General features: G+C 63.3%; 9 protein-coding genes and 1 pseudogene. 4 read left to right on the top strand and 6 right to left on the bottom strand.

Annotation, left to right across the window (positions count from 1 at the left end; genetic code table 11):
• Together EN893_RS05440 and EN893_RS05435 are read right to left on the bottom strand one after the other, a co-directional pair.
• The coding region (locus EN893_RS05440) for a hydantoinase B/oxoprolinase family protein (RefSeq protein ID WP_206640087.1) at positions 1–1,325 on the bottom strand (1,325 nt) is incomplete at its 3' end.
• A 13-nt stretch (positions 1,326–1,338) separates the two neighbouring features.
• On the bottom strand, positions 1,339–3,498 hold the full coding sequence (locus EN893_RS05435; RefSeq protein ID WP_127270869.1) for a hydantoinase/oxoprolinase family protein: 2,160 nt from the start codon (positions 3,496–3,498) through the stop codon (positions 1,339–1,341).
• Between the two features lie 112 nt (positions 3,499–3,610).
• On the opposite strand from EN893_RS05435, the gene EN893_RS05430 reads away from it, so the two are divergent.
• Positions 3,611–4,390 (top strand): LuxR C-terminal-related transcriptional regulator, encoded by a 780-nt coding sequence (locus EN893_RS05430; protein WP_127267759.1) that lies wholly within the window; start codon positions 3,611–3,613, stop codon positions 4,388–4,390.
• Positions 4,391–4,435: 45 nt separating this feature from the next.
• Here the strand turns inward: EN893_RS05430 and EN893_RS40000 are convergent, their stop codons facing one another.
• The 3 genes and pseudogenes from EN893_RS40000 to EN893_RS05420 all read right to left on the bottom strand — a co-directional run bounded on the left by EN893_RS40000 (position 4,436) and on the right by EN893_RS05420 (position 5,014).
• Positions 4,436–4,570, bottom strand: coding sequence for a hypothetical protein (locus EN893_RS40000; RefSeq protein WP_306663811.1), 135 nt, complete (start codon positions 4,568–4,570; stop codon positions 4,436–4,438).
• 25 nt (positions 4,571–4,595) lie between these two features.
• Positions 4,596–4,736, bottom strand: a pseudogene (locus EN893_RS39995) (type II toxin-antitoxin system RelE/ParE family toxin); the annotation flags it as partial.
• The gene (locus EN893_RS05420; protein WP_023811572.1) at positions 4,733–5,014 is read right to left on the bottom strand and encodes a type II toxin-antitoxin system ParD family antitoxin; all 282 of its coding nucleotides are present in this window, start codon (positions 5,012–5,014) and stop codon (positions 4,733–4,735) included. The pseudogene EN893_RS39995 and the gene EN893_RS05420, both read right to left, overlap by 4 nt.
• A gap of 278 nt (positions 5,015–5,292) precedes the next feature.
• Between EN893_RS05420 and EN893_RS05415 the strand changes: the two genes are divergently transcribed.
• From EN893_RS05415 to EN893_RS05405, 3 genes are all read left to right on the top strand, one after another.
• Positions 5,293–7,467 carry an alpha-ketoacid dehydrogenase subunit alpha/beta gene (locus EN893_RS05415; protein ID WP_127267758.1) on the top strand — a complete coding sequence of 725 codons (2,175 nt, stop codon included), beginning with the start codon at positions 5,293–5,295 and terminating at the stop codon, positions 7,465–7,467.
• 84 nt (positions 7,468–7,551) lie between these two features.
• The gene (locus tag EN893_RS05410; RefSeq protein ID WP_164749072.1) at positions 7,552–9,114 is read left to right on the top strand and encodes an ABC transporter substrate-binding protein; all 1,563 of its coding nucleotides are present in this window, start codon (positions 7,552–7,554) and stop codon (positions 9,112–9,114) included.
• 119 nt (positions 9,115–9,233) lie between these two features.
• Complete coding sequence (locus EN893_RS05405; RefSeq protein ID WP_127267756.1) at positions 9,234–10,463, top strand: aminotransferase class III-fold pyridoxal phosphate-dependent enzyme; 1,230 nt, start codon at positions 9,234–9,236, stop codon at positions 10,461–10,463.
• A gap of 33 nt (positions 10,464–10,496) precedes the next feature.
• Here EN893_RS05405 and EN893_RS05400 read toward each other — a convergent pair whose 3' ends face one another.
• A complete protein-coding gene (locus EN893_RS05400) occupies positions 10,497–11,234 on the bottom strand; it encodes a GntR family transcriptional regulator (protein WP_127267755.1) in 738 nt (245 codons plus the stop codon).
• Positions 11,235–11,405: the final 171 nt, after the last annotated feature.

The following is an 11,405-nucleotide window of genomic DNA, read 5'->3' as shown; positions in this document are numbered from 1 at the left end:
CATTCAAAATGGGCCATGCCGAACGGCGTGCCGTACTGGCTCTCGCCGCCCATCTCGATCATCGGGCTGTTGACCTGGCCGACGAAGGCCTCCTCGACGAAGCCGCGGGCGACAAAACTGCGCGACAAAAGCCGCTGGAAGACGCCATAGGCCGGCAGCAGCAAAGCCCATGAGGTGGCGGTCGCCACCATCTCGTTGTCGGGGTTGGTCCAGGTGCCGTGCGGCAGTTTCAGTTCGGTCGCCATCCACGCGCCGTCATTGACCAGCCCTTCGAAATTCATGTGCTGGGTCAAGGTGACGAACATGCCGCCATCCATGCCGGCCGGCGTGCAGTTCATCGAATGGTAGCCCCAGGGCTGCGTGCCCTCGAAGTCCATGGTGATCTTGCCGTCGGTGGTGATCTCCATCTCGATCGGGATGTTGTAGAGCCAGTCCGGATCGCCGAGCAGCTGGAAGCCGGGTTTGCCTGCGGTGACGTGGCCGTAAAAAGTGTGGCCGCGATAGATTCCGGGGACGGTGAGCTGGCGGGTGCGGGCGAGCTGGGCACGGCGGCCTTCCTCGATGAACTCCTTCGACACCTTCATCCAGTAGTCGAGGCCGATCTCGGAGATCAGCTGCTTGACGCTTTCGCGCATGTCGATGCAGGATGCGACTTTGGCCTTCTCGTCGAGCACCCAGTAGATCGGCATTCGCAGATTGCGCTCGCAGCGGATGACGTAGTCGCGGCGGATCTCGTCGTTCTCGCCGATCTTCTCGGCGCAGACGAACAGACCCTCGGTGAAGCGCTCCTGCGCGAGACACACATCACCGCCTGGGGTAATGCCGCCAGCCTCCAGCTCGTGGCAGACGGCGCCGGCCCAGCCGACAAGCGTGCCTTCATGAAAGATAGGCACCACGTCCATCACGTCGGGCACCTGCACAGTGCCTATGAAGGCGTCGTTGTTGGCGAAAATGTCGCCTTCGCGGATGCGCGGGTTGTCCTCGTAGCCGTTTTTGATCATCCATTTGATGAAGCGGCTCATCGTATGGACGTGCACCATGATGCCGTTGGAGAGAGCGATGGCGTCGCCCTCGGGCGTGTAGATGGCGACCACCATTTCGCCGACCTCGCGCACGCCGGGCGAGGCCGAGATGCGGCGCGCCATTTCGCGCGCCGAGACGCAATAGGCGCGTAGCTTGGTGTGCAGCGTCTCGAATTTCAGCGGATCCTGGTTGCGCAGCGTGAGTTCCGTAATGCCGTCATAGCAACCGGTCTCTTCCATCAGCCGCTCGGAATCGAGCAGTCTTTCGCGAAGGCGCAGGGCCGAGGCAGGTTTGTCCAACATGGCGGTCGCCCTCTCAAGCGTGGGTGTAGTGCAGCAGCGTCCATTCATCGACATGGACACGGTCCTGCGGATGAACGACGAGCGTGGTGGCGGGATGTTCGATGATGGCCGGGCCGATGACTTCGTGGCCTGGCTGAAGCAGATCCATCTCGTAGAGATTGGCCTTGTGCCAGCGCCCACCGATATAGGCCTCGCGCACGCCCTTGTGGGCGGCTGCCGGGTTGGAGGCGCCGAGCGGCCGCTTGAGCAGCACCGGCTTGACCTTGTCGGCGGTGGCGATCAGCCCGAGTTCGGTGATGGTGAAGCCGGCTTCGCCATAACGCGACACGCGATGGTTGACCTTGGCATAGACCGCCTCGAACTCGTCGATAACCCTGCGCATGTCGTCGGCCGAACCGACCTTGGCAAGCGGCGCCATGACTTCGACGTCCTCGAGCTGGCCGGTGTAGCGCATCATCAGGAACGGCACGGTCCTGATCTTCTCCCTGGTATGGCCGTCGGCGATCATCTCGTCGACCGCTGCCTTGGTCAGGTCGTTCCAGACCGTGGTGACCTTGGCGCCGAAGGCGGCCAGCGTAGCCTCGTCGGCGCGTGACGGGATGTCGTGCTGGGTGGAGACGGAATGACGCCGCATGAAATCGGCCGTGGTGCAGCCGAAGGCGGAGAAGGCGGCCGCGAACTGGAAGGTGATGATGTCCTTGAAGCCGATGCCCCTGGAGCAGCCGGCCAGATGCAAAGGTCCCGAGCCGCCATAGGACAGCAGCGTGAATTCGGAGGGATGGATGCCTTGCCCGGAAATGACCCGGCGCAGCGCGTTGTTGGCATCGGACTCCAGCATGTCGATCATGCCTTCCGCGGCTTCCTCGACACCAACGCCGAGCACGCTGGAGCACTTTTCCTCGAAGGCGCGGCGCGCCTTTTCGACCTGCAGCACGACCTTGCCGCCCAGGAAATAGTGTGGGTTGAGGCGGCCGAGGATGGCGTCGCAATCGGCGATGGTCGGCTCGGTGCCACCGCGATCGAAGCAGATCGGACCGGGATCCGAGCCGGCGCTTTCCGGCCCAAGCGAGACCTTCTTGGTCAGGGGATCGACCTTGAGGATCATGCCGGCGCCGGCGCCGATCGTGTCGAGATGCAGCGTCGGCACGTTGAGCTTGAAACGGTCCATCAGCGGCTCGTTCTCGATTCGCGTCTGGCCGCGTGTGATGACGCCCATGTCGAAAGAGGTGCCGCCCATATCCGAGCAGATCAGCGAATCATTGCCGATCAGCTTGCCGACATAGGCAGCACCGAGGATGCCGCCGATCGGGCCGGAGATCATGGTTTCGTGCAGGCGCGGATGGTTGATCGAGGTCAGGCCGCCGAAGGAGAGCAGCGTCTGCACGCCATATTTGAAGCCGTATTTCTTCGAGACGTCCTCGATACCCCTAAGCTGCTTGCGGCCGCGCGAGGTGGCGTAGGCCTCGATCAGCACCGAATTCAGCCGCGACTGCTCGCGGATGACCGGGCGGACCTCATGGCTGGTGTAGACGATGATGTCGGCGCCGGCCCTGTCGACCTCCGCGCGGCAGATCTCGGCGATGCGCTTCTCGTGCACCGGATTGACATGCGAGAAGATGGTCATGATGCAGATCGCCTCGACCTTGTCGGCGATCAATTTTTTCGCGGCGATGGAGACCTCGTGTTCGTAGAGCGGCAGCACGACGTCGCCGAACTGGTCGATGCGCTCGGTGACGCCATGCGTGCGGCGGCGCGGCACCAGCGGATCGGGATGATGATGCGTGACCGCGTGCAGCCGGTCGGCGTAGGAATAATCGGCCCAGGCCTGCAGCCCGCGGCCCATCAGGATCATGTCCTCAAGGCCCTTGGTGGTGATCAGGCCGAGCCGGCGGCCGGTGCGCGACAACAGTGTGTTGAGCATGCCGGTGCCGGAATAGAGCACGACGTTGACGCCGGAAAACAATGATTCCAGCGAGATGCCCCAGGCATCCGCCGCGTCCTCGGCAGACGCGAGAAAACCTTCGGCTTCGTTCTTCGGCGTGGTCGCCGACTTGCCGATCTTGAAGTGGCCGTCCTGATCGACAAGAATCGTGTCGGTCATGGTGCCGCCGGCGTCGATACCGATGACGATTGGATTGCCGACGATGGGGCCGGTGAGATTGGGTTGGGTCACGGTCGCCTCGGGATCTGGTCTAGGTTGACGCAAGGCTAGATTCGATGGGCGGCTTCGCGCCATATGCCTAAAGACATAATGACGGCTGAGCTGACATCGCCGAAAAAAGGGCATGCGCATGGGGACCATCTGGGCGCCGCTCGCCAAAGCGATCGCCGCCACCGGCACGGACAGGCATGTCGACTGCCTGATCGACCTGATCGGCGCGGATATCGAGCACGACCTCGTCACGGTGACGCGCTATTCGACGACGCAGACACCCGAATTCATCAAACACCGACGCTTCTCGGACGAAATGGTCCGGCGCTATCTCGACAATTACTATGTCTTCGACCCGTTCTATGCGTCGTGGCGACGCGAGCGAAGGCTGGGCATCATGCCGCTGAAACGGCTTGCCAACGATGAGGCCAAGCGCGGCCAGTACATAGCCGGCTTCCTGGCGCAGTCGGAGATCTGCGACGAGGTCGGCATCATGCTGGCGGACGGCGGCGACTGGTGCCTCGGCATCTTCCTCGACCGCTCGACCACGCTATTCAAAGACAGCGAGATCGCCCTGCTGGATGAACGGCTGCCGGTGTTCGAGGCGCTGCATGCGCTCGACATCAAGGCGCGCGGAACGGAATTCTCCCGCACGTCAGCGCCGACAGGCCTCGGCGCCTCGCCCCGCCAGGAACCGACCATTCCAGCCAGCCTGTGGCCGGAGCTGTCACTGCGCGAGCGGGAGTTGGTCCAACTGATCCTCGCCGGTCACCCGACGGCCAACATCGCCGAACGCCTCGGCATCACCGTCGGCACGGTCAAGAACCATCGCCGGCGCATCTATGAGAAGCTCGACATCACCACGGAGCGGGAATTGTTTTTGCAGTTCTTCCAGCATCGGGTCGACCGATAGCCCGGGTTCGGACAGCTAAGCGGGTTACGCTTTTCCCGTTGCAGGTTAGAGCTCATCCTCCCAATTGGCGCCGCCATAGAGCACACGGAAGATCACCACTTGGTCGGATTCGACTGTAAAGGTCACCGTTACACGGCGCTCGAAACCGACAACCCGAAGGCCCTGGCCGCAGATCGTCACGGCGTGTTCCGCGCTCCGAGGCGTAGTCGAGACCCTGGCAGTAGGCTTCGATACGCTCGATATAGCGTATGGCCGTGACGTTGCCGGCGGCGATCTCGATGGTGTCGTATATCCATCTTAAGTCCGCTAAGGCTTCCGGCAACAGAACAATATGCCGGCGCTTCACACATCCCTCTTAAAGCGGGCGGCGTGGTGAGCGCGGATGTCGTCAAAAGCCTGGTTGGCTGGGATAACTCGGGAAGGATCCGCCTTCCACCTGTCATAGGTCGGCACAACCTCCTCGCGGAGCCAGCGCTCTACGGCCGCGTCGCGCTCTTGCAGGGCGCGAAGGCCGGCGCGGATCACTTCACTGCTGGTCGCGTAGGTTCCTGATTCAACGAGACGGTCGATGAAAGCAGCCTGCTCTGTTGGCAGGCTGAAGGTGCGCTTTTCGGTGGCAGCCATGATTTCTCCTATAATGTCGGTGTGATTATATCATACCAACATCCAATACGTTAGAAAACCTGTCGGCCCAAGAAACCGACATCGGCACTGCTAGCAGTCTCAAAATTCCTCTTGCGGAACCGCGCCGTCCCGGCTTAGTCTTTGCCTTCTCGCAAAAATGAAATTTAATTCCATTTGCCTGCAACCTTCTAGCCAGCATCGTGCCCCAGGAAAAATGAACGGCCCAATCGACTAAGAAAATATTTGATATATCATCTACCAGAACGGAAATAGCTGACATGGTCCAGCAGACATCGATCCAGCCATCGGCGCCCTGGTTGCGGCTAGATGTCGATGATTCGGACTGGACCGACGCCGAGGTGTCGAGCCTGGTGCGCTGGTATCACCAGATGCTGCTCATCCGCCGTTTCGAGGAAAAGGTGCTCGATCTGGCCCATGCCGGGCTGGTGCATGGTCCGGCCCACGCCAGCATCGGACAAGAGGCCACGGCGGTCGGCGCCATGTCCGTGCTCGGCACCGGCGACCGCATCAACGGCACCCACCGTGCCCATCACCAGGTGCTGGCCAAGCTTGTCAACGCGCAGACGCCCGGCGGATTCGACCCGCTGCATGATGCTTTCAACCCAGGCATGCAGGGATCGGTTCGCGGCCTGATGGCCGAGATCATGGGCCTCAAGTCAGGCTATTGCGGCGGCCGTGGCGGCTCGATGCATATGCGCGACGATGCCTCCGGCATCCCAGGCACCAGCGCCATTATCGGCGGCAACCTGCCGCACGCGGCGGGCTATGCGCTCGCCAACAAACTGCTCGGCACCGGCAACATCTCGGTCGCCTTCTTCGGCGACGGCACGATGATGGCGGGACCGGCCTACGAGGCGATGAACATCGCCGCGCTCTACCGGCTGCCGGTGATCTTTTTCGCCGAAAACAATCTCTATGCCGTCTCCACGCACATCAACGAGCAGACGCGCGAGACGCGGCTGGCCTCGCGCGGACCTATGCTCGGCTTTCGTGGCATCGAATGCGACGGCATGGATGTGGTGGCAGTCCACCATGCCATGCGCGAGGCGCGCCGGACGATTGAGGAAGACGGCGGCCCGGTGCTGGTCGAGGCGCTCTGCTATCGGTTTCTACACCAGAGCGGCGCCCGCCCGGGCAGCGAATTCGGCTACCGCACGCGCGCCGAGGAAGACGTCTGGAAAGCGCGCGACCCGCTTGCGACGATGGCGGCTCGCCTGAAGACGATGGGCATCCTGAACGCTTCGGACCTCGGGACACTCGACCAGCGCGTCATGGAGGCGGTCAACACCGCTGCCGATTCCCTGACCGAGATGAGCGGCAACGCGCTGCGCATTCCTGATCATCTGTGGCCGGACCCAAGCGACGTCGACAACCAGATCCGCGGCGATCTTTCCGAACTGAAGGGCGAGCGCTTCCTCGAGATCGAGGACGTGCCGCCGGCCGACACCAGGCCGGTCAAGTTCATGGTTGCCGCGTCCGAGGTCATCGCTCGCGCCATGGAGCAGGACCCGCGCATCATCATCATGGGCGAGGATGTGCACCGGCTGCGCGGCGGCGTTTCGGGCGCCACAAAGGGCGCGCTGGAGCGCTGGCCGGAGCGTGTGCTGGCGATGCCGATCGCCGAGAATGGCTTTGTCGGCGTGGCGCTGGGTGCAGCGCTTTGCGGCTTGCGGCCGATCGTCGAGATCATGTTCGGCGACTTCTGCCTGGTTGCCGCCGACCAGCTGTTCAACGCGGTCAGCAAGGTGCGCCACATGTTCGGCGGCGGCTTTCCGGTGCCAATCGTGGTCAGGGTGCGCGTCTCGCCGCACACCGGCTACGGCTCGCAGCATTCGGGCGATCCGTCCGGCCTGTTCGCCCTGTTTCCCGGCTGGCGCATCGTCGCGCCGACGACGCCCTTCGACTATATCGGCCTGATGAATTCAGCGCTGAAATGCGACGATCCGGTCGTCGTCATCGAGCATGTCGAGCTGTTCCCGAGCGAAGGCCCTGTGCCTGCGGACGACCGCGACTATTGCGTGCGGCTCGGCAAGGCGAAGATCGTCAGGCCGGGCAGCGCCTGTACACTGCTCACCAGCGCCAGCATGGTTGCCGTCGCCAGCCAGGTGGTCGAGGAGACCGGCGTCGATGCCGAGATCATCGACCTGCGCAGCCTCGACCCGACCGGGCTCGACTGGCCGCTGGTGGAGGCCTCGATCCGCAAGACCAACCGGGTAGCCGTCATCGAACAGGTGCAGCGTGGGCTATCGCTTGGCGGACGACTGACACAGGAGATTCAGGATCGCGTGTTCGATTATCTCGATCACGAGATCCTGCATGTGACGGGAAGCCTCTCGGCTCCCGTCGTATCGGCCCCGCTCAACCGCGCCGCACTGGGCGGCGCTGAAAAGCTCAAGGCCGCGCTTCAATCCCTCACTGCCGTGGGTGGATAGAGCGAACGCATTGCCACAAAGATCCGACAAGAAAATGGGAGAACTGACATGAGCATCCTACAGAGAAACAAGACCAGGGCGAAGATGCTGGCAGCCGTGCTGCTGGCCACCAGCGCCTTCTGGGCGCCGGCCACGTTCGCGCAGGACAGCAAGCCGCTGGTCATTGCGCGCAACATCGACCTCAACTCGCTCGATCCGCACCGCGCCTTCTGCGACACCTGCCAGATCTACAATTCCAGCGTCTATGAATCGCTGCTGACGCTGGACAAGGACAACAAGCTGATCCCGCTGCTCGCTTCCAAATGGGAAGGCAATGCCGACCAGAGCAGCTTCACCTTCACGCTCGACCCGGCCGCCAAATTCTCGGACGGTTCGCCGGTCGAAGCCAAGGACGTGAAATGGTCCTGGGAGAGGCTAAAGAACCTCAAGGGCAGCGCCTCGTTCCTGATGGACAATGTCGCCTCGATCGAGACCCCGGACGCGCATACGGTGGTCGTCAAGATGGTCGCGCCGAGCTCCGAATTCCTCAACATCGCGGCGGCGCCCTACGCAGCGGTCGTCAACAGCAAGGTTGCTTCCGAAGCCGGCGCCAAGGCCGATGCGGACGCTTCGACGACAGACAATGCCGAGGCCTGGTTCCTGGCGCATTCGGCCGGCAGCGCGCCGTTCGTGCTGAAATCCTATGAGCCCAATTCGGAACTGCGGCTGGCGCGCAACGACAAGTACTGGCGCACCGCGCCGGCGCTGAGCGAAGTCGTCATCCGCCAGACCAAGGATGCGGTGGCGCAGGCACAGATGCTGCAGAGCGGCACCGCCGACATCGCCATGCAGATCGACCCGGACACGGCCAAGACGATGACCGGCAGCGACGTGAAAATCGAGACCGTGCCGTCCTACAATTTCATCTATGTGGCGCTGTCGCCCGGCGCCAAGGCCAACAAGGTTCCGCTGACGCCCGAAGTGCGCGAGGCCATTTCGCTCGGTCTCGACCGTCCGAGCATCCTGGACTTCACCATCGGCTCCGAGGGCCAGTTGATCAGCGCACCGATCCCGCTCGGCTTCCCCGGCGGTTCGGGCTTCGAGGCGCAACCCTATGACGTCGCCAAGGCAAAGGAACTTCTGGCCAAGGCCGGCCATGCCGACGGCTTCGAGATGGAAGCGGCGTTTCCCGGCATGAACGTCTATGGCGTCGATCTGTCGCTGTTGATGCAGAAGGTTCAGCAGGATTTGGCCAAGATCAACATCAAGCTCGACCTGCAGCCGATCCCCTTCGCCAACTGGCGCGAACGCGTCAATGGCGACGGCATCCCGATGACGGCGGTGTTCTACGCGCCGGACTATTACGGCACGTCGCAATACGTCGATTATTTCGCCATGACCAAGGGCAGCCCGTGGGCGCGCCGCGCCGGCGCGGTGCGCGACCCGTCGGTGCTCAATCCGAAGGAAGCGGATATCTACAAGGCAGCCCTTGCGGCAAGCGGCGACGAGGCCGCCAAGCTGTGGCATCAGGCCGGCGAGGAGATGATCAAGGACAGGATCATCCTGCCGTTGATCAGCCCGAACCTGATCCTGGCCTACAAATCGGACGTCAAGGGCGTGCGTTACAGCGCCTGCTGCAACCTCCCGCTGGCGGAACTCAGCCACTGAGCGAAAAGATGCGGGAGGCGGCCAGCCGCCTCCCGCTTCCTCATCCTGGACGGTCAGCAAATCCTGTTCTTCCAGCATTAAGATCAATATATGATATATCAATACGCGGAGAACTCGCTATGACTTCCCTGATCAACTCCAAAGACCAGTTGCTGCGCGAGCGCGCGGCCTCGGTCATTCCGGGCGGCATGTGGGGGCACATGGCGACGCGCTATCTCGGCTCCGCCTATCCGCAATTCTTCGAGCGCGCCGACGGCTGCCGGGTCTGGGATGTCGATGGCCGCGAGTACATCGACCTGATGTGCAGTTGGGGCCCCAATATCCTCGGCCACCATCACCAGGCGGTCGAGGCAGCGGCCGAGCGGCAGCGTCGCCTGGGCGATGCGATGAACGGCCCTGGCGAGGTGTTGGTCGAGCTGGCCGAACTGCTGGTCAAGACCGTCGCGCATGCCGACTGGGCGATGCTGCAGAAGAACGGCACCGACGCCACCACGGCCTGCGTGACGATCGCACGCGCCGGCACCGGCCGGCGCAAGGTGCTGGTCGCGCGCGGCTCCTATCACGGCGCCGTGCCGTGGTGCACGCCTTCGCTCGCCGGCGTCACCGCCGAGGACCGCGCCCATATCGTCCATTTCGACTACAATGATGTTGCCAGCCTCGAGGCAGCCGTCGAGCAGGCCGGCAGCGATCTTGCCGCCGTCGTCGTCACCGCTTTCCGCCACGATATCGCCCGCGACCAGGAACTGCCGACCGCCGCCTTCGCCAGACGGGCGCGCGAGCTCACCACCGCCGCCGACGCGGCGCTGATCGTCGATGATGTCAGGGCCGGCTTCCGCATCGATCTCGCCGGCAGCTGGGAACCGCTCGGCGTACGGCCGGACCTGTCCGCTTTCTCGAAGGCGATCGCCAATGGCTATCCGCTTGCCGCGATCACCGGCACCGACCGGTTTCGCGAAGCCGCGACCAAGGTCTATGTGACGGGGTCGTTCTGGTATGGCGCCGTCGCCATGGCCGCCGCGATCGCCACCATCAACACGCTGCGCGACACCGACGCCATCTCCAGGATGACTGAAGCCGGCGACAGGCTGCGCTCAGGCCTCGATGCGGCAGCGAAGAAGCATGGCCTGTCGCTTCGCCAGACCGGCCCGGTGTCGATGCCGATGGTGCTCTTCGACGGCGATGCCGAATTCAAAAAGGCCGACGCCTTCTGCTCGGCCGCCTTGCGCGAGGGCGCCTATTTCCACCCCCGGCACAACATGTTCCTGAGTGCCGCGCATACCGCAAAAGACATAGATCTCGCCCTGCAGGCTGCCGATGCCGGCATGGCCGCAGCGGCGCAGGTGGCGTGACCAGCGCCGATGCGGTGGGAAGGAACAAATCGCTCAGCCGACGGCCGACACCAGGCGGCCGTTCTGCGCCGCGCGGCGCAGTTCCTCGGGCGTGACCGCACCGTCGTTCAGCCGTTCGAGAACCTTGACCAACAGGCGTCCGCCTTCGATCATGTCCTGCTGAATGCCCTTGCGCACGCCGTTCTCGTCACGCGCCCGCAGCGCGTCGAGAATGTCGAGGTGCCGGTGGCGGCCGTCGTAGGTCGGCCTGGCGTGCGGGTATTGATAGTTCACCAGCGGACCGTTGCGCAGCCAGATGCCCTCGATGATCGCCAGCAGCTCCGGCATTTGCGCCGCCTGGTAGATGGAATGGTGGAATTCCCAATTGTCGCGGACGGCTTCGAACCAATGGCCATTGTCCTCGTTGGCAATCAGTCTGTCATGCACCTCGGCCAGACGGTCGATCTCCCGTGGCTCGATGCGCGTTGTTGCCGCCGCCCCCGCCATGCCTTCGAGATGCAGCCGGATGCTGCGCAACTCCAGATATTGGGCCAGCGACAGCTGGGCGACGGTGATCGAACGACCGGCCTCCATCTCCAGACCCTTTTCGCGGACCAGCTGCATCAGCGCCTCGCGCACTGGCGTCTCAGACACCTGAAGGCTGGCGGCAAGGTCGCGGATCTTGAAGCGATGGCCCGGCCAGAAGCGGCCCTCCATCATGGCGCGGCGAAGCTCCTCGTAGACGCGCGTCGTCAGATTGTCGCGCGCGATCGGCGCGATAGAAGCAGTCACATCCGCTCTCCGTTCTTGCAGCGGCGCCGGCGTCGCCTGCGTCGCGTGGGCTGTGTATATGATACCACGAATGGCCTGACCACCGACATGAGACAGGCAACTGCGAGACGGGCAGCCATGGTGCAGACGGACATGAGACGGGGCGCATGACCGCGACGCCTTCACTCCTGT

It is taken from the genome of Mesorhizobium sp. M7A.F.Ca.CA.004.04.2.1 (assembly GCF_004022825.1).
GTDB lineage: Bacteria > Pseudomonadota > Alphaproteobacteria > Rhizobiales > Rhizobiaceae > Mesorhizobium.
Note: the sequence above shows the minus strand (reverse complement) of the source record. Positions and strands in the feature narration are given on the sequence as shown.

What these genes read in the sequence shown, in the direction of transcription:
- EN893_RS05430 (WP_127267759.1), top strand. Translation starts at nt 3,611, where the DNA reads ATGCGCATGGGGACCATCTGGGCGCCGCTCGCCAAAGCGATCGCCGCC.
- EN893_RS05420 (WP_023811572.1), bottom strand. Translation starts at nt 5,014, where the DNA reads ATGGCTGCCACCGAAAAGCGCACCTTCAGCCTGCCAACAGAGCAGGCT.
- EN893_RS05415 (WP_127267758.1), top strand. Translation starts at nt 5,293, where the DNA reads ATGGTCCAGCAGACATCGATCCAGCCATCGGCGCCCTGGTTGCGGCTA.
- EN893_RS05410 (WP_164749072.1), top strand. Translation starts at nt 7,552, where the DNA reads ATGCTGGCAGCCGTGCTGCTGGCCACCAGCGCCTTCTGGGCGCCGGCC.
- EN893_RS05405 (WP_127267756.1), top strand. Translation starts at nt 9,234, where the DNA reads ATGACTTCCCTGATCAACTCCAAAGACCAGTTGCTGCGCGAGCGCGCG.